24 protein-coding genes are annotated in these 25,092 nt (G+C 70.3%); 21 read left to right on the top strand and 3 right to left on the bottom strand.

All coding sequences use genetic code 11. The features are described 5' to 3' along the window. Positions 1–191: 191 nt before the first annotated feature. The 20 genes from thrB to FGF04_RS13295 all read left to right on the top strand — a co-directional run bounded on the left by thrB (position 192) and on the right by FGF04_RS13295 (position 20,467). Positions 192–1,109: a homoserine kinase gene (thrB, locus tag FGF04_RS13390; RefSeq protein WP_149511533.1), complete on the top strand. Its 918-nt coding sequence runs from the start codon at positions 192–194 to the stop codon at positions 1,107–1,109. A 385-nt stretch (positions 1,110–1,494) separates the two neighbouring features. Next, a complete protein-coding gene (gene rho, locus FGF04_RS13385) occupies positions 1,495–3,612 on the top strand; it encodes a transcription termination factor Rho (RefSeq protein ID WP_149511532.1) in 2,118 nt (705 codons plus the stop codon). A gap of 217 nt (positions 3,613–3,829) precedes the next feature. Next, positions 3,830–4,924: an LCP family protein gene (locus FGF04_RS13380; RefSeq protein ID WP_149511531.1), complete on the top strand. Its 1,095-nt coding sequence runs from the start codon at positions 3,830–3,832 to the stop codon at positions 4,922–4,924. Positions 4,925–5,136: 212 nt separating this feature from the next. Beyond that, positions 5,137–5,358: a 50S ribosomal protein L31 gene (rpmE, locus tag FGF04_RS13375; RefSeq protein ID WP_010984345.1), complete on the top strand. Its 222-nt coding sequence runs from the start codon at positions 5,137–5,139 to the stop codon at positions 5,356–5,358. Positions 5,359–5,507: 149 nt separating this feature from the next. Then, complete coding sequence (gene prfA / locus FGF04_RS13370; protein WP_149511530.1) at positions 5,508–6,584, top strand: peptide chain release factor 1; 1,077 nt, start codon at positions 5,508–5,510, stop codon at positions 6,582–6,584. A gap of 66 nt (positions 6,585–6,650) precedes the next feature. Continuing rightward, positions 6,651–7,496, top strand: coding sequence for a peptide chain release factor N(5)-glutamine methyltransferase (gene prmC, locus FGF04_RS13365; protein WP_149511529.1), 846 nt, complete (start codon positions 6,651–6,653; stop codon positions 7,494–7,496). Between the two features lie 111 nt (positions 7,497–7,607). Then, positions 7,608–8,255, top strand: a complete 648-nt coding sequence (locus FGF04_RS13360) for an L-threonylcarbamoyladenylate synthase (RefSeq protein WP_149511528.1) — start codon at positions 7,608–7,610, stop codon at positions 8,253–8,255. Continuing rightward, positions 8,252–8,932, top strand: coding sequence for an arsenate reductase/protein-tyrosine-phosphatase family protein (locus FGF04_RS13355; protein ID WP_149511527.1), 681 nt, complete (start codon positions 8,252–8,254; stop codon positions 8,930–8,932). Before FGF04_RS13360 ends, FGF04_RS13355 begins: the two co-directional genes overlap by 4 nt. Before the next feature lie 128 nt (positions 8,933–9,060). Continuing rightward, positions 9,061–10,317, top strand: coding sequence for a serine hydroxymethyltransferase (locus tag FGF04_RS13350; protein ID WP_149511526.1), 1,257 nt, complete (start codon positions 9,061–9,063; stop codon positions 10,315–10,317). A gap of 126 nt (positions 10,318–10,443) precedes the next feature. After that, positions 10,444–11,778 (top strand): MraY family glycosyltransferase, encoded by a 1,335-nt coding sequence (locus FGF04_RS13345; protein ID WP_149511525.1) that lies wholly within the window; start codon positions 10,444–10,446, stop codon positions 11,776–11,778. A 297-nt stretch (positions 11,779–12,075) separates the two neighbouring features. Next, positions 12,076–12,513, top strand: a complete 438-nt coding sequence (locus FGF04_RS13340) for a hypothetical protein (protein WP_149512250.1) — start codon at positions 12,076–12,078, stop codon at positions 12,511–12,513. 225 nt (positions 12,514–12,738) lie between these two features. After that, positions 12,739–13,560: a F0F1 ATP synthase subunit A gene (atpB, locus tag FGF04_RS13335; RefSeq protein ID WP_149511524.1), complete on the top strand. Its 822-nt coding sequence runs from the start codon at positions 12,739–12,741 to the stop codon at positions 13,558–13,560. Positions 13,561–13,634: 74 nt separating this feature from the next. Next, positions 13,635–13,871 (top strand): ATP synthase subunit c family protein, encoded by a 237-nt coding sequence (locus tag FGF04_RS13330; protein WP_067273352.1) that lies wholly within the window; start codon positions 13,635–13,637, stop codon positions 13,869–13,871. Positions 13,872–13,915: 44 nt separating this feature from the next. Beyond that, positions 13,916–14,470, top strand: a complete 555-nt coding sequence (locus FGF04_RS13325) for a F0F1 ATP synthase subunit B (RefSeq protein WP_149511523.1) — start codon at positions 13,916–13,918, stop codon at positions 14,468–14,470. Continuing rightward, on the top strand, positions 14,467–15,282 hold the full coding sequence (locus tag FGF04_RS13320; RefSeq protein ID WP_149511522.1) for a F0F1 ATP synthase subunit delta: 816 nt from the start codon (positions 14,467–14,469) through the stop codon (positions 15,280–15,282). The genes FGF04_RS13325 and FGF04_RS13320 overlap by 4 nt, the downstream gene beginning before the upstream one ends. 141 nt (positions 15,283–15,423) lie before the next feature. After that, positions 15,424–17,013 carry a F0F1 ATP synthase subunit alpha gene (atpA, locus tag FGF04_RS13315; RefSeq protein ID WP_149511521.1) on the top strand — a complete coding sequence of 530 codons (1,590 nt, stop codon included), beginning with the start codon at positions 15,424–15,426 and terminating at the stop codon, positions 17,011–17,013. Positions 17,014–17,034: 21 nt separating this feature from the next. Continuing rightward, complete coding sequence (locus FGF04_RS13310; protein WP_149511520.1) at positions 17,035–17,952, top strand: F0F1 ATP synthase subunit gamma; 918 nt, start codon at positions 17,035–17,037, stop codon at positions 17,950–17,952. Beyond that, positions 17,952–19,388, top strand: coding sequence for a F0F1 ATP synthase subunit beta (gene atpD / locus FGF04_RS13305; RefSeq protein WP_149511519.1), 1,437 nt, complete (start codon positions 17,952–17,954; stop codon positions 19,386–19,388). The genes FGF04_RS13310 and atpD overlap by 1 nt, the downstream gene beginning before the upstream one ends. A gap of 129 nt (positions 19,389–19,517) precedes the next feature. Continuing rightward, complete coding sequence (locus FGF04_RS13300) at positions 19,518–19,892, top strand: F0F1 ATP synthase subunit epsilon (protein WP_149511518.1); 375 nt, start codon at positions 19,518–19,520, stop codon at positions 19,890–19,892. Positions 19,893–20,020: 128 nt separating this feature from the next. Then, positions 20,021–20,467, top strand: coding sequence for a DUF2550 domain-containing protein (locus FGF04_RS13295; protein ID WP_149511517.1), 447 nt, complete (start codon positions 20,021–20,023; stop codon positions 20,465–20,467). Between the two features lie 110 nt (positions 20,468–20,577). Here FGF04_RS13295 and FGF04_RS13290 read toward each other — a convergent pair whose 3' ends face one another. The 3 genes from FGF04_RS13290 to FGF04_RS13280 all read right to left on the bottom strand — a co-directional run bounded on the left by FGF04_RS13290 (position 20,578) and on the right by FGF04_RS13280 (position 24,350). Continuing rightward, positions 20,578–22,416, bottom strand: a complete 1,839-nt coding sequence (locus FGF04_RS13290) for a glycoside hydrolase family 18 chitinase (protein ID WP_149511516.1) — start codon at positions 22,414–22,416, stop codon at positions 20,578–20,580. A 105-nt stretch (positions 22,417–22,521) separates the two neighbouring features. Then, positions 22,522–23,163, bottom strand: coding sequence for a response regulator (locus FGF04_RS13285; RefSeq protein WP_149511515.1), 642 nt, complete (start codon positions 23,161–23,163; stop codon positions 22,522–22,524). Continuing rightward, a complete protein-coding gene (locus FGF04_RS13280) occupies positions 23,160–24,350 on the bottom strand; it encodes a sensor histidine kinase (protein ID WP_149511514.1) in 1,191 nt (396 codons plus the stop codon). The genes FGF04_RS13285 and FGF04_RS13280 overlap by 4 nt, the downstream gene beginning before the upstream one ends. A 158-nt stretch (positions 24,351–24,508) precedes the next feature. On the opposite strand from FGF04_RS13280, the gene FGF04_RS13275 reads away from it, so the two are divergent. Beyond that, positions 24,509–25,063: a hypothetical protein gene (locus tag FGF04_RS13275; RefSeq protein WP_149511513.1), complete on the top strand. Its 555-nt coding sequence runs from the start codon at positions 24,509–24,511 to the stop codon at positions 25,061–25,063. The last annotated feature ends 29 nt before the right edge of the window (positions 25,064–25,092 follow it).

Genomic DNA, 25,092 nt, shown 5'->3' with positions numbered 1-25,092 from the left:
ACGCATCGTGCGCCTCCTGTGCGCCCTATGTCGCCACGGAAGCTTCCTTCGATAAGCTGTACCGAACCCGCCCGCCGCATATGCCGCGGTGCCGCGCCGTCCCTGCGGCCTCCGGGTCTTCCGCATTCCCCGTACGTCTCGCAGGATTTTCGAGAATCTCGCAGCTCAAGCTCAAGGAGAGTCATCGAGCGATGGCCGGTCCAGCGTTCCGCGCCGCCGCCGTCCGGGTGCGCGTCCCCGCCACCAGTGCCAACCTCGGCCCGGGCTTCGACGCCCTCGGCCTGTCACTGGGGCTGTACGACGACGTGGTCGTCCGGGTGGCCGATTCCGGGCTGGACATCGACATCGCGGGCGAGGGGAGCGAGACCCTCCCGCGTGACGAGCGCCACCTCCTCGTACGCTCCCTGCGCACCGCCTTCGACCTGCTGGGCGGGCAGCCCCGCGGCCTGGAGATCGTCTGCGCGAACCGCATCCCGCACGGCCGGGGCCTGGGCTCCTCGTCCGCCGCGATCTGCGCCGGCATCGTGGCCGCCCGCGCCGTGACCATAGGCGGGGACGGCAAGCTCGACGACACCGCGCTCCTGGAGCTGGCCACCGAGATCGAGGGCCACCCCGACAACGTCGCCGCCTGTCTGCTCGGCGGATTCACCCTCTCCTGGCTGGAGAACGGGGCCGCCCGCGCCATCCGCATGGAGCCCGCGGACTCCGTCGTCCCCGTCGTCTTCGTACCCGGCAAGGCCGTGCTCACGGAGACCGCCCGCGGACTGCTCCCGCGCACCGTCCCGCATGTCGACGCCGCCACCAACGCGGGCCGCGCCGCACTGCTCGTCGAGGCCCTGACCAGGCGCCCCGAGCTGCTGCTCGCCGCCACCGAGGACCGCCTGCACCAGGAGTACCGCGCCCCGGCCATGCCGGAGAGCGCGGCGCTGGTGGAGCGGCTGCGGGCGGACGGGATCCCCGCGGTCATCTCCGGCGCCGGACCCACCGTGCTCGCGCTCGCCGACGAGGCCGCCGCCGACAAGGTCGCAAGGCTGGCGGGCGAGGGCTGGGCGGCCAACCGGCTGAGCCTCGACGCCACCGGAGCGAGCGTGCTGCCGCTTGCTCCGTGACACCCGGTCGCCGGATTTCGAGAGGGGGAATGTTTGTTGGATCCGGTAGTGTTAACCTCAAGTCTGCACCCGACCCCACCATGGCGAGGTGCTTCACGTCCCCGTCCGGGACAACCATTCTTCCGGGAGCCCCCCAAACTGCTTTGCGTCACGCATTGGGTGCTACGCGCTGAGCGGTGCTGAGCACGCTCCGGAACCGGCGTGAACGAGCCGATGGACACAGCACCTCAGGTCCATGGCCCCGGGAAACGTCATCCCAGAAATTCCCTCCGCCTTTGGGCGGACCACCGCCCCGGCACGGTCCACACAAGACGGACCACTGTCGGACAGCACAACCGGTCGCCGAGCCAGACAGGCCGACGTCCGCTCCAGGGAAGGACCCTTCGTGAGCGACACCACCGATCTGATGGGCGCACGTGTCGAGGAGACCGCTGCCGCGCCCGCCACGGACGCCTCCGCGCCTGCCACCGGTGCCGGCTCCCGTCGGCGCCGCGGTACCGGCCTCGAGGGCATGGTGCTGGCCGAGTTGCAGCAGGTCGCATCCGGCCTCGGCATCAGGGGCACCGCGCGGATGCGCAAGAGCCAGCTGATCGAGGTCATCAAGGAGGCGCAGGGCGGAAGCGGCGCCTCCGCCAAGGCCGCGGCCGCCGCCGGGGACGCCCCCGAGACGAAGCCCAAGCGCCGGGCCACCTCGAAGGCGCGTACGGGTGACGAGGCTGGCTCCCCCGCCGAGGAGAAGGCGGTGGCCCAGGCCGAGAAGGCCGTGGCCCAGCAGCAGATCGAGATCCCCGGCCAGCCCGACGGCGGACCGTCCCGCGGCGAGGCCGAGGAGGCCCCGGCCGAGCGCCGCCGGCGCCGTGCCACCGCCGAGGCGGGCAGCCCCGAGACGGTGACCGCCGAGGCGAAGGGCGACCTCAGGACCGAGGCCCCCGCGCAGCCCCAGGGCGAGAGCAGGGGCGACGGCCAGGACGGCGGCGCCGAGGGCCGGCAGGGCCGCCGTGACCGCCGTGACCGCGGCGACCGTGGTGACCGCGGTGAGCGCGGCGACCGTGACCGCGGGGGCCGCGACCGCGACCGCCGCGGCGGCAAGGGCGACGAGCAGCAGGGCGGCCAGGGCGGCAACCAGGGCGGTCAGGGCGGCGGCAACCAGCAGCGCCAGGACCGGCAGGACCGGCAGGACCGGCAGGACCGCCAGCAGGGCGGCGGCCGGCAGGACCGCCAGCGCGACAACGGTCCGCAGGACGACGGCTACGACGACGAGGCGGGTGGCCGCCGCGGACGCCGCGGCCGGTACCGCGACCGCCGCGGCCGCCGCGGGCGCGACGAGTTCGGCCCCAACGAGCCGCAGGTCGCCGACGACGACGTGCTGATCCCCGTCGCGGGCATCCTGGACATCCTCGACAACTACGCGTTCATCCGCACCTCGGGCTACCTGCCCGGTCCGAACGACGTGTACGTGTCGCTGGCCCAGGTCCGCAAGAACGGCCTGCGCAAGGGCGACCACGTCACCGGCGCGGTCCGCCAGCCCAAGGACGGCGAGCGCCGCGAGAAGTTCAACGCGCTGGTCCGGCTGGACTCGCAGAACGGCATGGCGCCCGAATCCGGGCGCGGACGGCCGGAGTTCAACAAGCTGACGCCGCTCTACCCGCAGGACCGGCTCCGCCTGGAGACCGACCCGGGCGTGCTGACGACCCGCATCATCGACCTCGTCGCGCCCATCGGAAAGGGCCAGCGCGGTCTGATCGTGGCCCCGCCGAAGACCGGCAAGACCATGATCATGCAGGCGATCGCCAACGCGATCACGCACAACAACCCCGAGTGCCACCTGATGGTCGTCCTGGTCGACGAGCGTCCGGAAGAGGTCACCGACATGCAGCGGTCGGTGAAGGGCGAGGTCATCTCCTCGACCTTCGACCGCCCCGCCGAGGACCACACCACGGTCGCCGAGCTCGCCATCGAGCGGGCCAAGCGCCTGGTGGAGCTGGGCCACGACGTCGTCGTGCTGCTCGACTCGATCACGCGTCTGGGCCGTGCGTACAACCTCGCCGCCCCGGCCTCCGGCCGCATCCTGTCCGGTGGTGTCGACTCGACCGCGCTGTACCCGCCGAAGCGCTTCTTCGGTGCCGCGCGCAACATCGAGGACGGCGGCTCGCTGACGATCCTGGCCACCGCGCTCGTCGACACCGGCTCGCGCATGGACGAGGTCATCTTCGAGGAGTTCAAGGGCACCGGCAACGCCGAGCTCAAGCTCGACCGCAAGCTCGCCGACAAGCGCATCTTCCCCGCGGTGGACGTCGACGCGTCCGGTACCCGCAAGGAAGAGATCCTGCTCGGCAGCGACGAGCTCGCCATCACCTGGAAGCTGCGTCGCGTGCTGCACGCGCTCGACCAGCAGCAGGCGATCGAGCTGCTGCTCGACAAGATGAAGCAGACGAAGTCGAACGCCGAGTTCCTGCTGCAGATCCAGAAGACGACGCCGATGCCGGGCAACGGCAACGACTGAGTCACCGCCGGCGCGGCCGGCACCACGGAGGGCCGTCCCCGGCGAAGCGGGGGGCGGCCCTCCGTGCTGCGGAGACCTCCACCACAGGTGCTCATGGTTTCCTGTGCAACCCTTCTCCGGGTTGCGACGTCTGACCTGACAGCACCCGACCAGGGACGACCACGCCTGACCCTGAGCACAGGGGGTAACCGGGACCACAGCGAGGACTGAGGACGACATGCCTGACGAGAGCACGCCGGAAGCCGGGGCCACGGGCCGCCGCACACCGCGCAGCGGACGCCGCAAGGCGCTCCTCGTCACGGCGTGGTCCGCCGCGGGCGTCCTCGCGCTCGGCGGCACCGGCCTCGGGTACGTGTACGTCAACCTGAACGACAACATCAAGAGCGTCGACATCGACCAGGCGCTGGGCACCGACCGGCCCCTGGACGTCGACGACGGCTCGCAGGACATCCTCGTCCTGGGCTCCGACAGCCGCTCCGGCGGCAACAAGAAGCTGGGCGGCGGCGCCGACGACGGCAGCGCCCGCTCCGACACCGCGATGATCGTGCACGTCTACGAGGGTCACAAGAAGGCCAGTGTGGTCTCCATACCCCGCGACACCCTCGTCCCGCGCCCCGAGTGCACCGACGCCGAGGGCGTCACGCACGACGCCGCCTCGTTCGCGATGTTCAACTCGGCGTACACCACGGGCGGCGCCGCCTGCGCCGTGAAGACCGTCGAGTCGATGACCGGCATCCGCATGGACCACTACGTCGAGGTCGACTTCAGCGGCTTCCGGAAGCTGATCGACGAACTCGGCGGCGTCGAGGTCACCACGACGAAGGACATCGAGGACCGGGAGAGCCACCTCGACCTGGAGGCCGGCACCCACCGGCTGACCGGCGAGCAGGCGCTCGGCCTGGTCCGTACGCGGCACGGGGTCGGCGACGGCTCCGACCTCGGCCGCATCCAGCTCCAGCAGGCGTTCGTCAAGGCGCTGGTCGAGCAGGTCCGGCACATCGGGGTGCTGAGCAGCCCGAAGAAGCTGTACGACCTGGCCGACACGGCGACCGGGGCCGTCACCACCGACTCCGACCTCGCCTCGGTCAAGGACCTGGCCTCCTTCGCCAACGGGCTCAAGGGGATCGGCTCGTCGCAGCTGCAGATGATCACGATGCCGGTCCGGTACGACCCGGCGGACGGCAACCGCGTCCTGGTCGAGAAGGACAAGGCCGAGTCGGTCTGGACCGCCCTGAAGAACGACCGTCCGATCCCGAAGTCGGCGACGAAGGACACGGCCACGGGCGAGGCGGAGGGCGTCGTCACGTCGTGACGATGCCCCAAGGGCAGGTGCGGGTGCGTCGTGGCTGGTCGCGCAGTTCCCCGCGCCCCTGACGGGGCGCTGTCCCGGGCCTGGGAATAGTCGGCGACCTCCCCCGGTTTGGGGAGATGGCACCAGTCCTGGCAGACTGGACAGTCGGCCCCGGTTCACGCCCCCGCATCCCGCGGCAGCGACCCGGCGCCCTCCCGAAACTAGGAGACACCTTGAAGCGCGACATCCACCCCGAGTACGTCGAGACGCAGGTCAGCTGCACCTGTGGCGCGTCGTTCACCACCCGCAGCACGATCTCCAGCGGCACCGTCCGCGCCGAGGTCTGCTCCGAGTGCCACCCGTTCTACACGGGCAAGCAGAAGATCCTCGACACCGGTGGCCGCGTGGCCCGCTTCGAGGCCCGCTTCGGCAAGGCCGCGGCCGCCAAGAAGTAGCGACCTCACAGCGCCGGTCTCCGTCGCCTCCGACCAGGGGGCGCCGGGACCGGCGCTTTGCGCTGTCTCTTATTCACCCCCATTCGTCGTACCTGAGTCCCTGAGCCCGGCCCCGAGCCGGAGCCGGGGGCAGTCCATTGGAGCCGGAGATGTTCGAGGCGGTCGAGGAACTCATCGGCGAGCACGCCGATCTGGAGAAGAGGCTCGCTGACCCGTCGGTCCACGCCGACCAGGCCAACGCGCGCAAGCTCAACAAGCGCTACGCCGAGCTGACCCCGATCGTCGCGACGTACCGCTCCTGGAAGCAGACCGGGGACGACATCGAGACGGCGAAGGAGTTCGCCGCCGACGACCCCGACTTCGCCGCCGAGGTCAAGGAGCTGGAGAAGCAGCGCGAGGAGCTCACCGAGAAGCTCCGGCTGCTGCTCGTCCCGCGGGACCCCAGCGACGACAAGGACGTCATCCTGGAGATCAAGGCGGGCGCGGGCGGCGACGAGTCGGCCCTGTTCGCCGGCGACCTGCTGCGCATGTACCTGCGGTACGCCGAGCGCGTCGGCTGGAAGACCGAGATCATCGACTCCACCGAGTCCGAGCTGGGCGGCTACAAGGACGTCCAGGTCGCCGTGAAGACCAAGGGCGGCAACGGCGCCACCGAGCCCGGCCAGGGCGTCTGGGCCCGGATGAAGTACGAGGGCGGCGTGCACCGCGTGCAGCGCGTGCCCTCCACCGAGTCGCAGGGCCGCATCCACACCTCCGCCGCCGGTGTGCTGGTCACGCCCGAGGCCGAGGAGGTCGACGTCGAGATCCACGCGAACGACCTGCGCATCGACGTCTACCGCTCCTCCGGGCCCGGCGGCCAGTCCGTCAACACCACCGACTCCGCCGTGCGCATCACGCACCTGCCCACCGGCGTCGTCGCCTCCTGCCAGAACGAGAAGAGCCAGCTGCAGAACAAGGAGCAGGCGATGCGTATCCTGCGCTCCAGGCTGCTGGCCGCGGCGCAGGAGGAGGCGGAGCGCAACGCCGCGGACGCCCGCCGCAGCCAGGTCCGCACCGTGGACCGCTCCGAGAAGATCCGTACGTACAACTTCCCGGAGAACCGCATCTCGGACCACCGCGTCGGCTTCAAGTCGTACAACCTGGACCAGGTCCTCGACGGCGACCTCGACGCCGTGATCCAGGCCTGCGTGGACGCCGACTCGGCGGCCAAGCTCGCCGCGGCCTGAGGCACGCACCAGCACCGCCGCACCACCCCATCCGCACGACGGACGACAGCTCAGCCCGGAGGACGCGTGAACCTGCTGCTCGCGGAAGTGGCCCAGGCCACCCAGCGGCTGGCCGACGCCGGCGTGCCCTCGCCGCGCAACGACGCCGAGGAGCTCGCCGCGTTCGTGCACGGCGTGAAACGGGGCGAGCTGCACACCGTCAAGGACGCGGACTTCGACGCCCGGTACTGGGAGGTGACCGCGCGCCGCGAGGCCCGCGAGCCGCTCCAGCACATCACCGGACGGGCCTACTTCCGCTATCTGGAACTGCAGGTCGGACCGGGTGTCTTCGTGCCCCGGCCGGAGACCGAGTCCGTGGTCGGCTGGGCCATAGACGCCGTGCGCGCGATGGACGTCGTGGAGCCGCTCATCGTCGACCTGTGCACCGGTTCGGGCGCCATCGCGCTCGCCCTCGCCCAGGAGGTGCCGCGCTCGCGCGTGCACGCCGTCGAGCTGTCCGAGGACGCCCTGCGCTGGACCCGCAAGAACGTCGAGGGGTCCAGGGTCGACCTGCGCCAGGGCAACGCCCTGGACGCCTTCCCGGACCTCGACGGCCAGGTCGACCTCGTCATCACCAACCCGCCGTACATCCCGCTCACGGAATGGGAGTACGTCGCTCCGGAGGCCCGGGACTACGATCCGGAACTCTCCCTGTTCTCGGGGGAGGACGGCCTCGACCTGATCCGCGGCCTGGAGCGCACCGCGCACCGGCTGCTGCGTCCGGGCGGGGTCGTCGTCGTCGAGCACGCCGACACCCAGGGCGGTCAGGTGCCGTGGATCTTCACCGAGGAGCGGGGCTGGGCGGATGCCGCCGACCACCCCGACCTCAACAACCGGCCGCGGTTCGCGACCGCCCGCAGGGCGATGCCGTGACCGCGGCGACCCCCCGCGCCGGCGCCGCCGCCGACGTGCACGACGCGGACGACGTAGAAACCGTTAGGTACGCGGCCGACGGGGCCCGCGTGCTCGAGGAGGCTTGCTGACATGGCACGGCGATACGACACCAACGACGCGACCGACCGCACGACGGGGCTGCGCGAGGCCGCGTCCGCCGTGCGCCGCGGCGAGCTCGTCGTGCTGCCGACCGACACCGTGTACGGGATCGGCGCCGACGCGTTCAGCTCGGAGGCCGTGGCCGACCTGCTGGACGCCAAGGGCCGTGGCCGGAACATGCCCACGCCCGTCCTCATCGGCTCCCCGAACACGCTGCACGGCCTGGTCACGGACTTCTCCGAGATGGCCTGGGAGCTCGTCGACGCCTTCTGGCCGGGCGCGCTGACCCTGGTCGCCAGGCACCAGCCGTCCCTGCAGTGGGACCTCGGGGACACCCGCGGCACCGTCGCCGTGCGCATGCCGCTGCACCCGGTCGCCATCGAGCTGCTGACCGAGGTCGGCCCGATGGCCGTCTCCTCCGCCAACCTCACGGGACACCCGTCCCCCGAGGACTGCGACGCCGCCCAGGAGATGCTCGGGGACTCCGTCTCCGTGTACCTGGACGGCGGTCCGACCCCCGGCATCGTCCCGTCCTCGATCGTCGACGTCACGGGCAAGGTGCCGGTGCTGCTGCGGGCCGGGGCCCTGTCCGCCGAGGAGCTGCGCAAGGTGGTACCCGACCTTGAGGTGGCGAATTGACAGCCCCTGACGCGGGGCGTGGCATAGGGACGGGAACGGGGACCACGGGGGCTTACGGCGACGGGACCTTCGGCGACTCCTCCTTTCGCATCCTCCATGTCAGCACCGGCAACGTGTGCCGCTCGCCGATCACCGAGCGGCTGACCCGCCATGCCCTGGCGGACCGGCTGGGCGACCCCCTGTGGGGCGGCCTGATCGTGGAGAGCGCCGGTACCTGGGGGCACGAGGGTGCGCCCATGGAGGCCAACGCGGAGGCGGTCCTGGCGGACTTCGGGGCGGACGCGTCGGGCTTCACGGGCCGCGAACTGCTCGACGAGCACGTCATCCGGGCCGACCTGGTCCTCACCGCGACCCGCGACCACCGCGCCCAGGTCATCTCCATGGGCCATTCGGCGGGCCTGCGCACCTTCACGCTGAAGGAGTTCACCCGTCTGGTCCGGGCCATAGACCCCGCGACCCTGCCGCCGCTGGACGACGGCATGGTCGAACGCGCCCGGGCCCTGGTCCGCGCCGCGGCGGCGCTGCGCGGGTGGCTGCTGGCCCCCACGGCGGAGGCGGACGAGGTCTACGACCCGTACGGGGCCCCGCTGCCGTTCTTCCGCTCGGTGGGCGAGGAGATCAACCAGGCGCTCGACCCGGTGGTCACGGCGCTGACCGGGGTACCGGCACGCACCTGAGCGGAGCCCTCGCACGCACCTGAGCGGGTACGGCGTGCGGGCCGGCCGGTGGTGACGCCGGGCGCGGCGGGGGAGTCGGTCCTACATTGGATACAGCGTCCCCCCCCCGCCGAGGTCCGGAGTCCGCCATGCCGGTCGCACACACGCTTGAAGGCCCGACGTCGGTCGACGACGTGCTGGGCCGGCAGGATCCCGAGCTGGCCGAGATCGTCCTCGCGGAGCGGGCGCGCCAGACGACGACGCTGCAGCTGATCGCCGCCGAGAACTTCAGCTCACCGGCCGTGCTGGCCGCCCTGGGCTCGCCGCTCGCCAACAAGTACGCCGAGGGGTACCCCGGCGCCCGGCACCACGGCGGCTGCGAACTGGTCGACGCCGCCGAGCGGCTCGCCGTGCGGCGCGCAGAGGCCCTCTTCGGCGCCGAACACGCCAACGTGCAGTCCCACTCCGGGAGTTCGGCCGTACTGGCCGCGTACGCCGCCCTGCTGCGCCCCGGTGACACCGTGCTGGCGATGGGCCTGCCGCACGGCGGCCACCTCACCCACGGGTCGCCGGCGAACTTCTCCGGCCGGTGGTTCGACTTCGTCGGGTACGGCGTCGACCCCGGGACCGGGCTCATCGACCACGAGCAGGTGCGGGCGCTGGCCCGCACGCACCGCCCGAAAGCGATCGTGTGCGGGTCCATCTCCTACCCCCGGCACATCGACCACGCGTTCTTCCGTGAGGTGGCGGACGAGGTCGGCGCGTACCTGATCGCCGACGCCGCCCACCCCATCGGGCTGGTGGCCGGGGGAGCGGCGCCCAGCCCGGTCCCGTACGCCGACATCGTGTGCGCGACCACCCACAAGGTGCTGCGCGGCCCGCGCGGCGGCATGCTGCTGTGCGGGAGCGAGCTGGCCGAGCGGGTGGACCGGGCGGTCTTCCCGTTCACCCAGGGCGGTGCGCAGATGCACACGGTCGCCGCCAAGGCCGTGGCGTTCGGCGAGGCGGCGACGCCGGCGTTCGCGCGGTACGCCCGTCAGGTGGTCGTCAACGCGCGGGCGCTGGCGGCGGGTCTGGCCGCCGAGGGGTTCGCGGTCACCACCGGCGGCACCGACACCCACCTGCTGACCGTCGACCCGGCGCCGCTGGGCGTGGACGGCCGCACCGCCCGCGGCCGGCTCGCCGCCGCCGGGATCGTCCTGGACACCTGCGCGCTGCCCCGGCCCGACGCCCGCGGACTGCGCCTGGGCACGGCCGCCGTCACCACGCAGGGCATGGGCGAGGCCGAAGCGGCGCGCATCGCGGTCCTGTTGGCGACGGCCCTGCGGGACGAGTCCGCGGGGCGCCGGGTACGTGAAGAAGTGCGGGACCTGACCGGGAGATTTCCGCCGTGTCCGGACCGGTGAGGGGGAGGCGGGCGTAACGGCACAGCCACTCGTGCAACCATCGGCTCTACCCGGAAGTCCCCAACCGTATGCGCACGAAGCTAGGGTGTGGGGCTGAGATGGCCAGCGAGACCTGTGGGGAAGCCCGTGCGTGAATACCTCCTGACGCTCTGCATCACGGCCGCGGTGACGTACCTGCTGACAGGGCCGGTGCGGAAGTTCGCGATCGTGGCCGGAGCGATGCCGGAGATCCGGGCACGTGACGTGCACCGGGAACCCACCCCCCGCCTCGGGGGCATCGCGATGTTCTTCGGGCTCTGCGCCGGCCTGCTGGTCGCCGACCACCTGACGAACCTCAGCGTGGTCTTCGAGAACTCCAACGAGCCGCGTGCGCTGCTGTCCGGCGCCGCCCTGATCTGGCTGATCGGCGTCCTGGACGACAAGTTCGAGATCGACGCCCTCATCAAGCTCGGCGCGCAGATGATCGCCGCGGGCGTCATGGTGATGCAGGGCCTGACGATCCTGTGGCTGCCGATCCCGGGCGTCGGCTCGGTCTCGCTGACCCAGTGGCAGGGCACGCTGCTGACCGTGGCGCTCGTCGTGATCACCATCAACGCGGTGAACTTCGCCGACGGTCTGGACGGCCTCGCGGCCGGCATGGTGTGCATCGCCTCCACCGCGTTCTTCATGTACGGCTACCGCATCTGGTACGGCTACGGGCTGGAGTCCGCCGCCCCGGCGACCCTCTTCTCGGCGCTCCTGATGGGCATGTGCCTGGGCTTCCTGCCGCACAACATGCACCCCGCGCGCATCTTCATGGGTGACTCGGGGTCGATGCTGATCGGCCTGGTGCTGGCGGCCGGTGCGATCTCCATCACCGGGCAGGTCGACCCGGACGCGATGAACCTGTTCGCGGGCTCGGAGAAGGAGGCCGTGCACCAGACGGTGCCCGTCTACATCCCGCTGCTGCTGCCGCTGACGATCATCGCGGTGCCGGCGGCCGACCTGGTGCTCGCCATCGTGCGGCGCACCTGGCGCGGCCAGTCCCCGTTCGCGGCCGACCGGGGGCACCTGCACCACCGCCTGCTGGAGATCGGGCACTCGCACAGCCGGGCCGTGCTCATCATGTACTTCTGGTCGGCGCTGATCGCCTTCGGCGCCCTCGCCTACTCGGCGAACTCGGGCGCGATGTGGATCGTGCTCGGCATCACGGCGCTGAGCGCGGTGGGCCTGGTCCTGCTCCTGCTGCCGCGCTTCACGCCGCGCGCCCCGCGCTGGGCCGAGCACCTGGTGCCGCCCCGCTACCGCCGGCGCAAGGCGGTGGACCTGCCCGCCGGGGACGCCGACGGGTTCACGGGTGCGACGACGGACGGGGAACCGGAAGGACAGGCCGGGGACGGCGCCGCGGACACCGGGGACCGCACTCCGGTGACTGTGGGTGCATCGGGTCCCAACGGGGCGACCGCCGTCGGTCGCCGTTGACGCCAGGTAAGAATCGTGCAAGAGCCACCCTCGGGGTGGCTCTCCGAAAGTACCCCATTACCAGACAAGTGGGTCCCGTGAGCGCACAGACGTGCATGTTCACCCTCATGTGTGACGCCGGGCACACCAACCAGGTAAAGACCTCATCAAATAGTTTGTGATACGGTTCACGAGAACCCAGGACAGAGCCGAAGGACCGCAATGCGACGGTTCACCGGCGGTGAGGTTCTCTCGCTGTCCGGGACTACGCTCGTCCATGACGACACCTGCCCCCTTGAGCAAAGCGGAGTTGCCGCCATGCCCTCCAATGACGCCCGGATGCTTCTCCAGGCCGCCGTGCCCACAGCCGCCGTCGGTGCGATCGCCACCGTCGTCAGCGGTGTGGTCGCCGGTGGCAAGGGAGCGGTCGGGGCCGTCGTGGCGACGCTGGTCGTGATCCTGTTCATGGGTATCGGGCTGTACGTCCTGAACCGCACGGCGAAGTCGCTTCCCCATCTTTTCCAGGCGATGGGTCTGATGCTCTACACGGCGCAGATCCTCCTGCTGTTCATCTTCATCGCGACGTTCAAGAACACGACGCTGTTCAACCCCAGGGCGTTCGCCGTGACGCTTCTCGTCACCACGCTCGCGTGGATCGGCGCCCAGGCGCGTGCCCACATGAAGGCGAAGATCCTTTACGTCGAACCCGACTCCTCGAAGGGCGACAAGCCCGAAAAGACGGGGCACTCGTCGTGAGGGGTAGGGCCGGTATAAAGGCGCGTTGGAGATCCTGCTATCGTCCGGTGCCAACTGCGGCATCGCGGGCGCGGGCATCCGAGCTGACGCCTGCCCCAGAGCGAGGCTCGATGCCCTCTCGCCGCCCCCACATCCGTAACACCAGTCCAGTGCCGAACCGCGGCTGTCAGTCGCGCCGACACAACGAGGTTGCCGTACCCATGCGCCACGCTGAAGGAGCCCGCGGTGAGTGCTGACCCGACGCAGGTGCTCGCCTTCGAGACCGACTGCCACATCTTCGACGGCTGTGGATTCCCGGCCCCCGGCCTGCACTCGTTCCTGTTCGAGCCCCTGGTGGGCGACGCGGACAGCAGCGTCTACTTCAACAAGACGATGCTCCTGGCGCTGCTCGGCTCCGTCATCGTCGTCGGCTTCTTCTGGGCCGCCTTCCGCAAGCCGAAGGTCGTCCCGGGCAAGCTGCAGATGGTGGCCGAGGCGGGCTACGACTTCATCCGCCGCGGTGTCGTCTACGAGACCATCGGCAGGAAGGAAGGCGAGAAGTACGTCCCGCTGGTCGTCTCGCTGTTCTTCTTCATCTGGATGATGAACCTCTGGTCGATCATTCCGGTCGCGCAGTTCCCGGTCACCTCGATCATCGCGTACCCCGCGGTCCTCGCCCTGATCGTCTACGTCCTGTGGGTCTCGCTGACCTTCAAGCGGCACGGATTCGTCGGAGCCTTCAAGAACATCTCCGGCTACGACAAGTCGCTGGGCCCGGTCCTCCCGCTGGCCATGTTCATCGAGCTCCTCTCGAACCTCCTGGTGCGGCCGTTCACGCACGCGGTGCGGCTCTTCGCGAACATGTTCGCCGGCCACACCCTGCTGCTGCTGTTCACGATCGCCAGCTGGTACCTGCTCAACGGCATCGGGATCGCCTACGCGGGCGTCTCGTTCGTCATGGTGATCGTCATGACGGCGTTCGAGCTGTTCATCCAGGCCCTGCAGGCGTACGTCTTCGTGCTCCTCACCTGCACCTTCATCCAGGGCGCGCTCGCCGAGCACCACTGAGCCCCCTCCCGTAGAACCCCCTAAGCGTCCGGTGGCCAACCCCCGCCGGTCCGTACAGAGAAGGAAGAATCAGCATGGCTGCCACTGAGACCCTCGCCGCTGTCTCCGGCTCCCTCGGCTCCATCGGCTACGGCCTCGCCGCCATCGGCCCCGGCGTCGGCGTCGGCATCATCTTCGGTAACGGCACCCAGGCCCTTGCCCGTCAGCCCGAGGCCGCCGGCCTGATCCGCGCCAACCAGATCCTCGGCTTCGCCTTCTGTGAGGCGCTCGCCCTCATCGGTCTGGTCATGCCGTTCGTCTACGGCGTCTGACGTCGGATTCACGACAGACCGCCCACTAGACGAAAGGCATTGATATGAGCCAGCTGCTCACTGTCGCGGCCGAGGAGATGGAAAATCCCCTCATCCCGCCGATCCCCGAGCTGGTCATCGGCCTGATCGCCTTCGTCATCGTCTTCGGCTTCCTCGCCAAGAAGCTCCTCCCGAACATCAACAAGGTTCTGGAGCAGCGCCGCGAGGCCATCGAGGGCGGTATCGAGAAGGCCGAGGCCGCTCAGACCGAGGCCCAGAGCGTGCTCGAGCAGTACAAGGCTCAGCTCGCCGAAGCCCGTCACGAGGCCGCGCGCCTGCGCCAGGAGGCGCAGGAGCAGGGCGCCACGCTCATCGCCGAGATGCGCGCGGAAGGCCAGCGGCAGCGCGAGGAGATCGTCGCCGCGGGTCACGCGCAGATCGAGGCCGACCGCAAGGCCGCCGCGTCCGCGCTGCGCCAGGACGTGGGCCAGCTGGCCACCGAACTGGCCGGCAAGCTCGTCGGTGAGTCCCTCCAGGACCACGCCCGGCAGAGCCGCACCATCGACCGTTTCCTCGACGGTCTGGACGACAGCGCTTCGAAGGCCGAGGCCACGCGATGAACGGAGCGAGCCGCGAGGCCCTGGCCGCCGCACGGGAGCGTCTCGACGCGTTGACGGACTCCACGTCCGTGGACGCGACGCGACTCGCCGACGAGCTGGCCGCCGTCACCGCGCTGCTCGACCGCGAGGTGTCGCTGCGTCGGGTCCTCACCGACCCGGCGCAGCCCGGTGAGGCGAAGGCCGAACTGGTCGGGCGTCTCCTCAGCGGCCGGGTCAGCGGCACCACCGCCGACCTGGTGGCCGGTCTGGTGCGGTCCCGCTGGTCGCGCTCGCGCGACCTGGTCGACGCCGTCGAGGAGCTGGCCGACACCGCCGACCTCACGGCGGCGCAGCGCAGGGGCGCACTCGACGACGTCGAGGACGAGCTGTTCCGGTTCGGCCGGATCGTCTCCTCGAACACGGCGTTGCGTGCCGCGCTGACCGACCGCAGTGCCTCGGCCGCCGCCAAGAGCGAGCTGCTGCACAGCCTGCTCGGCGGCCGTGCGAACCCCGTCACCGAGCGACTGGTCACGCGCCTCGTGTCCGCGCCCCGAGGACGTAGCCTGGAAGCGGGACTCGAATCCCTGTCCAAGCTCGCCGCCGAGCGGCGCAGCCGCATGGTCGCGGTCGTCACCTCGGCGGTTCCGCTGAGCGACGTGCAGAAGCAGCGCCTCGGCGCCGCCCTCACGCGGCTCTACGGCCACCCGATGCACCTCAACCTGGACGTGGACCCCGAGGTCCTCGGCGGGGTCCGGGTGCAGGTCGGCGACGAGATCATCAACGGCTCGATCGCGGACCGGCTGGAGGACGTCAGCCGCCGCATGGCGAGCTAGCACCAACTCAAGACGCGTACAGAACCAAGCAGTACACCGCAGTGCTTACGGCCCTGGTTGGGCCGTGCAGAGGATTCCTGGGGGAACAACCCCAGACCCCCAAGAAAACTTCGGGCCCAACAAGGAGAGCAGGGAACCCAGATGGCGGAGCTCACGATCCGGCCGGAGGAGATCCGGGACGCGCTGGACACCTTCGTCCAGTCGTACAAGCCGGACGCGGCCTCGCGCGAGGAGGTCGGTACGGTCACCCTTGCCGGCGACGGCATCGCGAAGATCGAGGGCCTGCCCTCGGCCATGGCCAACGAACTACTGAAGTTCGAGGACGGCACCCTCGGACTCGCGCTCAACCTGGAAGAGCGCGAGATCGGCGCCATCGTCCTCGGTGAGTTCAGCGGCATCGAGGAGGGCCAGCCGGTGCACCGCACCGGTGAGGTGCTCTCCGTGGCCGTCGGCGAGGGCTACCTCGGCCGCGTCGTCGACCCGCTCGGCAACGCGATCGACGGCCTCGGCGAGATCGAGACGTCCGGGCGCCGCGCCCTGGAGCTGCAGGCTCCGGGCGTCATGGCCCGTAAGTCGGTGCACGAGCCGATGGAGACCGGCTACAAGGCCGTCGACGCGATGACCCCCGTCGGCCGTGGTCAGCGTCAGCTGATCATCGGTGACCGCCAGACCGGCAAGACCGCCCTGGCCGTCGACACGATCATCAACCAGCGCGACAACTGGCGCTCCGGTGACCCGAAGAAGCAGGTCCGCTGCGTCTACGTCGCCATCGGCCAGAAGGGCTCGACCATCGCCTCCGTGCGGGGCGCCCTGGAAGAGGCCGGCGCGCTGGAGTACACGACCATCGTCGCCGCCCCGGCGTCCGACCCGGCCGGCTTCAAGTACCTGGCGCCGTACACCGGCTCGGCCATCGGCCAGCAGTGGATGTACGAGGGCAAGCACGTCCTCATCATCTTCGACGACCTCTCGAAGCAGGCCGACGCCTACCGCGCCGTGTCCCTGCTGCTGCGCCGTCCGCCGGGCCGCGAGGCCTACCCGGGCGACGTCTTCTACCTGCACTCCCGTCTGCTGGAGCGCTGCGCGAAGCTCTCCGACGACCTGGGCGCCGGCTCGATGACCGGTCTGCCGATCGTCGAGACGAAGGCCAACGACGTCTCGGCGTTCATCCCGACCAACGTCATCTCCATCACCGACGGCCAGTGCTTCCTGGAGTCGGACCTGTTCAACGCCGGTCAGCGCCCCGCGCTGAACGTCGGTATCTCCGTCTCCCGAGTCGGTGGTTCCGCGCAGCACAAGGCGATGAAGCAGGTCTCCGGCCGACTGCGCCTCGACCTCGCCCAGTACCGCGAGCTGGAGGCGTTCGCCGCCTTCGGTTCCGACCTGGACGCCGCGTCGAAGTCGCAGCTGGAGCGGGGTCAGCGCCTGGTCGAGCTGCTCAAGCAGCCGCAGTACCAGCCGATGCCGACCGAGGACCAGGTCGTCTCCGTGTGGGCCGGTACCACCGGCAAGATGGACGACGTGCCGGTCTCCGACATCCGCCGCTTCGAGAAGGAGCTCCTGGAGTACCTGCACCGCAAGGAGCAGGGCCTCATGACCTCCATCAAGGAGGGCGGCAAGATGTCGGACGACACCCTCACCGCCGTCGCCGACGCCATCGCGGACTTCAAGAAGCAGTTCGAGACCTCGGACGGGAAGCTTCTCGGCGAGGACGCTCCGGCCGCGGCCAAGTGACGTAAGGAAGGGACCTGACTCATGGGAGCCCAGCTCCGGGTCTACAAGCGTCGCATCCGATCCGTCACCGCGACCAAGAAGATCACCAAGGCGATGGAGATGATCGCCGCCTCGCGCGTCGTCAAGGCGCAGCGCAAGGTGGCGGCCTCCACGCCCTACGCGACCGAGCTCACCCGCGCGGTCACGGCGGTCGGAACGGGTTCGAACACCAGGCACCCGCTGACCACGGAGGCGGAGACGCCGACCCGTGCCGCGGTGCTGCTGCTCACGAGCGACCGCGGTCTGGCCGGCGCCTTCAACTCCAACGCCATCAAGGCGGCGGAGCAGCTGACCGCCCGTCTTGAGGCGGAGGGCAAGGAGGTCGACACCTACATCGTCGGCCGCCGCGGTCTGGCCCACTACAACTTCCGCGAGCGCAAGGTCGTGGAGTCGTGGTCGGGCTTCACCGACGAGCCCACGTACGCGGACGCGAAGAAGGTGGCGGGTCCGCTCATCGAGGCGATCGAGAAGGAGACGGCGGAGGGCGGCGTGGACGAGCTCCACATCGTCTACACCGAGTTCGTCTCGATGATGACGCAGTCGGCCGTCGACGGCCGACTGCTGCCCCTGCGCCTCGAAGAGGTCGCGGAAGAGGTCGCGCCCAAGGGCGAGATCCTTCCGCTGTTCGACTTCGAGCCGTCGGCGGAGGACGTCCTCGACGCCCTGCTGCCGCGCTACGTCGAGAGCCGTATCTACAACGCGATGCTCCAGTCGGCCGCCTCCAAGCACGCCGCCACGCGCCGCGCGATGAAGTCGGCGACCGACAACGCGGGAGACCTGATCAACACGCTCTCCCGCCTTGCCAATGCGGCCCGCCAGGCCGAAATCACCCAGGAAATCAGCGAGATCGTCGGTGGCTCCGCAGCCCTGGCCGACGCTTCCGCGGGGAGTGACAGGTAATGACGACGACAGTTGAGACGGCCGTTGCCACGGGCCGCGTCGCCCGGGTCATCGGCCCGGTCGTCGACGTGGAATTCCCCGTCGACGCGATGCCGGAGATCTACAACGCCCTGCACGTCCAGGTCAACGACCCGGCGCAGGACGGTGCCGAGAAGACGCTGACCCTGGAGGTCGCCCAGCACCTGGGTGACGGCCTGGTCCGCACCATCTCGATGCAGCCCACCGACGGTCTGGTCCGCCAGGCCCCGGTGACCGACACGGGCACGGGCATCACCGTCCCGGTCGGCGACTTCACCAAGGGCAAGGTGTTCAACACCCTCGGCGAGGTGCTGAACGTCGACGAGCAGTACGACGGCGAGCGCTGGTCCATCCACCGCAAGGCCCCGAACTTCGACGAGCTCGAGTCGAAGACCGAGATGTTCGAGACCGGCGTCAAGGTCATCGACCTCCTCACCCCGTACGTCAAGGGCGGGAAGATCGGTCTGTTCGGTGGTGCCGGCGTCGGCAAGACGGTGCTCATCCAGGAGATGATCTACCGCGTCGCCAACAACCACGACGGTGTCTCCGTGTTCGCCGGTGTCGGTGAGCGCACCCGTGAGGGCAACGACCTCATCGAGGAGATGGCCGAGTCGGGCGTCATCGACAAGACCGCCCTGGTCTTCGGTCAGATGGACGAGCCGCCGGGCACCCGTCTGCGCGTGGCCCTGGCCGGTCTGACCATGGCGGAGTACTTCCGCGATGTGCAGAAGCAGGACGTGCTGTTCTTCATCGACAACATCTTCCGCTTCACCCAGGCCGGTTCCGAGGTGTCGACCCTGCTCGGCCGCATGCCCTCCGCGGTGGGCTACCAGCCGAACCTGGCCGACGAGATGGGTCTCCTCCAGGAGCGCATCACCTCGACCCGCGGTCACTCGATCACCTCGATGCAGGCGATCTACGTCCCCGCGGACGACCTGACCGACCCGGCCCCGGCCACCACCTTCGCCCACCTCGACGCGACGACGGTGCTCTCCCGTCCGATCTCGGAGAAGGGCATCTACCCGGCCGTGGACCCGCTGGACTCGACGTCCCGCATCCTCGACCCCCGGTACATCGCGGCGGAGCACTACAACACCGCGATGCGCGTCAAGAATGTCCTGCAGAAGTACAAGGACCTCCAGGACATCATCGCGATCCTCGGTATCGACGAGCTGGGCGAGGAGGACAAGCTCACCGTCCACCGTGCCCGTCGCGTGGAGCGCTTCCTGTCCCAGAACACCCACGTCGCCAAGCAGTTCACCGGCGTCGACGGGTCGGACGTCCCGCTGGACGAGTCGATCACCGCGTTCAACGCGATCATCGACGGCGAGTACGACCACTTCCCGGAGCAGGCCTTCTTCCTCTGCGGTGGCATCGAGGACCTCAAGAAGAACGCCAAGGAACTCGGCGTCTCCTGAACCCCGTGTTCTGAAGGAGAAGGGCGGGGCCGTGCCTCGCGGGGCGGGTCCCGCCCTTCTCCACACGCCCATTAGACTTTGACCCAACACCCGGCAGCGAACGCCGGGTGGTGACCCGAGGAGCCCACCTTGGCTGCTGAGCTGCACGTCGAGCTCGTCGCCGCGGACCGCAGTGTCTGGTCCGGCGAGGCCACCCTGGTCGTCGCGCGTACCACGTCCGGCGACATCGGCGTCATGCCCGGTCACCAGCCGCTGCTCGGTGTGCTGGAGTCGGGCCCGGTGACCATCCGTACGAGTGACGGTGGAACGGTCGTCGCCGCGGTGCACGGCGGTTTCATCTCGTTCGCGGACGACAAGCTGTCGCTGCTGGCCGAGATCGCCGAGCTGTCGGACGAGATCGACGTCCAGCGTGCGGAGCGGGCGCTCGAGCGCGCGAAGTCGGACGCGGACGCGTCCGCCGAGCGTCGCGCGGACGTCCGACTGCGGGCGGTGTCGGCGCACTGAGACCAGCGCGCCGGAGGAAGTGACTCAGCCGCGGCCAGGACCGGATCTCTTCCGGACCGGGTCGCGGCTGAGGCGATGCGGGTGCTTTTTTCCTTTCCGTTACCTAGGAGACGAGGAGGTCGGTGTCGATGGTCCTCGCTCTGACTGTGATCGGGTCGGTAGTCCTGCTGGTGGCCCTGGGACTCTTCGCCTTCGGCCTGCGTCGCCGGGTGATCCAGCGCTCGGGCGGCACCTTCGACTGCAGCCTGCGCTGGAACGTTCCGGAGAAGGGCGACACCAGCGGCAAGGGCTGGGGGTACGGCATCGCCCGCTACAGCGGTGACCGGATCGAGTGGTTCCGCGTCTTCTCGTACGCGCTGCGGCCGCGCCGCGTGCTCGAACGCTCGGCCATCGAGGTGGCGGGCCGGCGGGCGCCCGAGGGCGAGGAGGAGCTGGCGCTGCTCTCCGACGCGATCATTCTTGCGTGTGTTCATCGGGGGACGCGGCTTGAGCTCGCGATGAGCGAAGATGCTTTGACGGGGTTCTTGGCCTGGCTTGAAGCGGCGCCGCCCGGGCAGCGAGTGAATGTGGCGTAACCATTCACTCACTGCCCGGGCGGTTGTCGTTCAGGAGCGCTGGGGCCGGTGGGTGTCTGCGGGTGCGTCGTGGTTGATCGCGCAGTTCCCCGCGCCCCTTTGGGGCGCTGTTAGTTCAGGCCGTTGTTGATGGCTGTGACCAGTTCGCCGTTGGTGGTGTCGCCGCTGAACTCCCAGAAGAACGCGCCGCCCAGGCCCTGGTTCTTGGCCCAGGCCATCTTGGAGTTGATGGTGGCCGGGGTGTCGTAGCTCCACCAGTTGTTGCCGCAGTAGGCGTAGGCCGTCCCGGCGATGGTGCCGGTGGCGGGGCAGGAGTTCTTGAGGACCTTGTAGTCCTCGATGCCCGCCTCGTACGTGCCGGGTGCCGCGCCGGTCGCCGTGCCGCCGGGGGCGGCCTGGGTGACGCCGGTCCAGCCGCGCCCGTAGAAGCCGATGCCCAGCAGCAGCTTCTTCGCGGGTACGCCCTTGCTCTTGAGCTTGGCGATGGCGTCGGCCGAGTTGAAGCCGGCTGTCGGGATGCCGTTGTACGAGGTCAGCGGCGAGTGCGGGGCGGTCGGGCCCTGCGCGTTGAAGGCGCCGAAGTAGTCGTACGTCATCACGTCGTACCAGTCGAGGTACTGCGCGGCGCCGCCGTAGTCGGCCGCGTCGATCTTGCCGCCGGACGAGCCGTCGGCCGTGATGGCCGCGGTCACCAGGTAGTTCGAGCCGAATTCGGTGCGCAGCGCCTGGGTGAGCGTCTTGAAGGAGCTGAAGCCGGACGTGTCGCAGGTCAGGCCGCAGGCGTTCGGGTACTCCCAGTCGATGTCGATGCCGTCGAAGACGTCGGCCCAGCGCGGGTCCTCCACGACGGCCTTGCAGGACTTGGCGAACGCCGCCGGGTTCTGCGCGGCCTGGCCGAAGCCGCCGGAGTAGGTCCAGCCGCCGAACGAGTACAGCACCTTGATGTGCGGGTACTTCGCCTTCAGCTGGCGCAGCTGGTTGAAGTTGCCGCGCAGCGGCTGGTCCCAGCTGTCGGCGGTGCCGCTGACCGACTGGTCGGCGGTGTACGCCTTGTCGTACGCGGCGTAGGTGTCGTCGACGGTGCACTGGCCGTTCTTGACGTTGCCGAACGCGTAGTTGATGTGGGTGATCTTCGCGGCGGAGCCGGAGGTGACCAGGTTCTTCACGTGGTAGTTGCGCCCGTAGACGCCCCACTCGGTGAAGTAGCCCAGCTTGACCTTGTCGCCGGTGGGCGGCGGGTCGGTGGTGCCGCCGGTGGTGCGCACGGCGGTCGCGCCGCTCACCGGACCGGTCTGGTCGGCCGTGTCACGCGCCTGGACGGTGTACGAGTAGTCGGTGCCGGCGGTCAGGCCGGTGTCGCTGTACGTGGTGCCGGTCACCGTGGCGACCTTGGCGCCGTCGCGCAGGACGTCGTAGTTCTTGATGCCCTTGTCGTCGGTGGCCGCGCTCCAGGAGAGCTTCACCGAGGTGTTGGTGACGTCGGAGGCGGTCGGCTTGCCCGGGGCGGAGGGCGCGTTGTCGCCGGGGACCGAGGGGCCGCCGTCACAGCTGCCGCCGTTGAGCTTGCAGTTGGACGGGGCGCCGGAGCCCGAGCCGTTGAAGCCGAAGGAGAGGGACGCGCCCGGGGCGAGGGTGCCGTTCCAGGACTTGTTCTTGGCGGTCCAGTGGGTGCCGGAGCTGGTGACGTCGGCGTCCCAGGCGGAGGTGACCGAGGTGCCGGAGGGGAAGTCCCACTCGACGGTCCAGGAGCTGAGCGCCGTGGTGCCGGTGTTCTTGACGGTCCACTTGCCCTCGAAGCCGGAGCCCCAGTCCTGGGTCTTGGCGTAGGTGGCGGTCGCGGACGTGGCGGCCGAGGCGGGGCTGGCGAGCCCGACCAGGGCGGCGAACGGCAGCAGCAGGGMGGTGAATCCCGCCACTGCTCTGTGTCCGAGTCTGCGTCTGAGGCGCATCCGCGTCTCCTTGGGGGAGTTTGATGAGGTGCGCAGGACAATAGAAAGGTCTGGACCATAGGTCAATAGGTCCAGACCACTGAGAGGGTGCGGTGCGGCCAGTTGTTACACGCCCAACTCCTGGGCCAGCACCGCCGCCTGGACCCGGCTGCGCAGCGCCAGCTTGCCCAGCAGGCGGCTGACGTGCGTCTTCACGGTGGCCTCCGCCATGTCCAGGCGCACCCCGATCTCCGCGTTGGACAGGCCTTCGCCGAGGCAGGACAGGACCTCCCGCTCGCGCCGGGTCAGCGCGTCCAGGACGGCCGGGTCGGCCCTCGGCTCCCGTACGGGCTTCGCGGCGAACTCGGCGATCAGGCGCCGGGTGACCGCGGGCGCGATCAGTCCCTCGCCGCCCGCCACGGTGCGCACCGCGTCCAGGAGCTGCCCCGCCTCGGTGTTCTTCAGCAGGAAGCCGGCGGCGCCGGCGCGCAGCGCGCCGAACACGTACGCGTCGAGGTCGAAGGTGGTCAGCACGAGGACGTCGGCGAGGCCCTCGTCGACGACCCGGCGGGTGGCGGAGACGCCGTCCAGGCGCGGCATCTGGACGTCCATCAGGACCAGGTCGGGCCGCAGCTGCCTGGCCAGGGCCACCGCCTGCTCGCCGTCCGCGGCCTCGCCGACCACCTCGATGTCGGGGGCGCTGCGCAGGATGAGGACGAGACCGGCGCGTACGGCGGACTGGTCCTCGGCGACGAGCACGCGGATCATGCGGATTCTCCTTCGGTGATCGGGAACGTGGCGCGCACCACCCAGGCCTTGCCGTCCTCCCCGTCCTCGGGGCCGGCCCCGAACGTGCCCTGCAGCAGGACGACCCGCTCGCGCATCCCGATCAGGCCCGCGCCCGACCCGGGAGCGCGCGGGCCGTCGTCCCGGACACCGCCGAACGGGCTGGTCACACGGACGTCCAGGGCGTGCTCGCGCTGGACGAGGGAGACGGTGACCGGGCCGGGGGAGGCGTGCTTGAGGGCGTTGGTCAGGGACTCCTGCACGATCCGGTACGCGGCCAGTTCCACCGGGGTCGGCAGCGCCGCGTGCGCGCAGTCGAGTGCGACGTCGAGGCCGTTGGCGCGGGCGTGGTCCACGAGGGCGCCCAGCCCGTCCAGGGTGGGCGCGGCGGCCGGCTCGGTGTCGCCGCTGCTGTCGCGCAGGATGCCGATGAGGCGGCGCATCTCGGCCAGCCCCTCGACGCTGTTCTCGCGGATGACGCCCAGGGCCTCCTTCGAGGTGTCCGGGTCGTCCAGGGAGAGCGCGGCCGTGGAGTGGATGGCGATCGCCGACAGGTGGTTGGCGACCAGGTCGTGCAGCTCGCGGGCCATCCGGGCGCGTTCGGCGGTGACGGCCTGGGTGCGGTCGATCTCGGCGAGCAGGGCGGTCTGCTCGGCGCGCAGCCGGGCGGACTCGGCGGCGTCGCGGTGGTTGCGCACGACCCAGCCGGTGGCGCCGGGCATGAACGCCACGGCCCCGATGACCACCCCGATCAGCAGCGCCTCCGGCTCCCGCCAGAGGGCGACCGGCACCACCGTGCCGAGCACCGTGAGCAGGCCGCTGATCCACAGGACGCGGCGGGCGGTGGCGGGCGGCCCGTACAGCACGGCGGCGTAGACGAGGTCCGTGAACATCACGACGGTCGCCAGGTTGCCCCGGGTGACGCTGTCGAGGGTCAGGGCCGCGACGCCGATCAGCAGGACGGTGCGCGGACGGGTGCGCCGCAGCAGCTCGCAGGCCACCGTCGCGGCGAGCGGCAGGAGGATCACCCAGGGGTCCGACCAGAGCACGATCGGGTCGGTGGCGGAGCGCGTGTGGACGCCGGTGGTCCACAGGACGAGTCCGCCGAGCAGCCCCGCCAGCGCGATGCGTACGTCGTCGCGGTGCGGGCGGGGGCGTCGTACGGGCATGGCTCCATCCAACACGGCGGGTGCGCCCGTCGCCTGGTCCCGCGGGACGGTCCGCCGGTACATCGAAGGATGCAGTGGCGGTTCGTCATCGCCGACGACGATCTCCGGCTCCGCCCGCGCGAGCCTGGGAGGTGATCGGGAGTCGGGAGGAGTACGTCGTGATCGTCACGCTGATCGTCGTCTGCGAGGTCGGGTTCTGGGTGCTGCTGGCCGCGGGGCTGGCCTTCCGCTACCTGCTGCGGATGCCCCGCACGGGGCTGGCCCTGCTGCTGTGCGAGCCGCTCCTGGAGGTCGTGCTGCTCGTGGTCACCGCGCTGGACCTGAAGGCCGGGGCCGAGCCCAGCTGGACGCACGGGCTGGCCGCGCTGTACATCGGGTACACCGTGGGGCACGGGCACCGGACCGTGAAGTGGCTCGACGGCCACGCGGCGCACCGGTTCGGCGGCGCGCCCGCGCCCGCGGGGCCGCCCCGGTACGGGATGGCGCGGGCGCGGCACGAGGGGCGGGTGTGGCTCGGCACGGTCGTGGCCGCCGGGGTCGCGACGCTGCTGCRCCAGATCGCGATCTGGTACGTCGACGACCCCGGGCGGGTCGGGCCGCTGGAGAACTGGCGGTTCGTGGCGTGGCGGGCGGCCGGGATCCACGGGGTGGTGGCGCTGACGTATCTGGTGTGGCCCAGGAAGGCGCCTGCGGCGGGCTTGACGAAGCGGTGACCTCGCGGGGGCGGGGCTGTGTGTCGGGT

This window comes from Streptomyces apricus (assembly GCF_008369065.1).
GTDB lineage: Bacteria > Actinomycetota > Actinomycetes > Streptomycetales > Streptomycetaceae > Streptomyces > Streptomyces apricus.
The sequence above is the reverse complement of the archived record's forward strand: the minus strand, read 5'-3'. Positions and strand labels throughout refer to the sequence as shown.

What these genes read in the sequence shown, in the direction of transcription:
- FGF04_RS13325 (WP_149511523.1), top strand. Translation starts at nt 13,916, where the DNA reads ATGAGCCAGCTGCTCACTGTCGCGGCCGAGGAGATGGAAAATCCCCTC.
- FGF04_RS13310 (WP_149511520.1), top strand. Translation starts at nt 17,035, where the DNA reads ATGGGAGCCCAGCTCCGGGTCTACAAGCGTCGCATCCGATCCGTCACC.
- FGF04_RS13380 (WP_149511531.1), top strand. Translation starts at nt 3,830, where the DNA reads ATGCCTGACGAGAGCACGCCGGAAGCCGGGGCCACGGGCCGCCGCACA.
- thrB (WP_149511533.1), top strand. Translation starts at nt 192, where the DNA reads ATGGCCGGTCCAGCGTTCCGCGCCGCCGCCGTCCGGGTGCGCGTCCCC.
- atpA (WP_149511521.1), top strand. Translation starts at nt 15,424, where the DNA reads ATGGCGGAGCTCACGATCCGGCCGGAGGAGATCCGGGACGCGCTGGAC.
- FGF04_RS13285 (WP_149511515.1), bottom strand. Translation starts at nt 23,163, where the DNA reads ATGATCCGCGTGCTCGTCGCCGAGGACCAGTCCGCCGTACGCGCCGGT.
- FGF04_RS13280 (WP_149511514.1), bottom strand. Translation starts at nt 24,350, where the DNA reads ATGCCCGTACGACGCCCCCGCCCGCACCGCGACGACGTACGCATCGCG.
- atpD (WP_149511519.1), top strand. Translation starts at nt 17,952, where the DNA reads ATGACGACGACAGTTGAGACGGCCGTTGCCACGGGCCGCGTCGCCCGG.
- FGF04_RS13340 (WP_149512250.1), top strand. Translation starts at nt 12,076, where the DNA reads ATGCCCTCCAATGACGCCCGGATGCTTCTCCAGGCCGCCGTGCCCACA.
- prfA (WP_149511530.1), top strand. Translation starts at nt 5,508, where the DNA reads ATGTTCGAGGCGGTCGAGGAACTCATCGGCGAGCACGCCGATCTGGAG.
- FGF04_RS13360 (WP_149511528.1), top strand. Translation starts at nt 7,608, where the DNA reads ATGGCACGGCGATACGACACCAACGACGCGACCGACCGCACGACGGGG.
- FGF04_RS13330 (WP_067273352.1), top strand. Translation starts at nt 13,635, where the DNA reads ATGGCTGCCACTGAGACCCTCGCCGCTGTCTCCGGCTCCCTCGGCTCC.
- FGF04_RS13350 (WP_149511526.1), top strand. Translation starts at nt 9,061, where the DNA reads ATGCCGGTCGCACACACGCTTGAAGGCCCGACGTCGGTCGACGACGTG.
- FGF04_RS13295 (WP_149511517.1), top strand. Translation starts at nt 20,021, where the DNA reads ATGGTCCTCGCTCTGACTGTGATCGGGTCGGTAGTCCTGCTGGTGGCC.
- FGF04_RS13320 (WP_149511522.1), top strand. Translation starts at nt 14,467, where the DNA reads ATGAACGGAGCGAGCCGCGAGGCCCTGGCCGCCGCACGGGAGCGTCTC.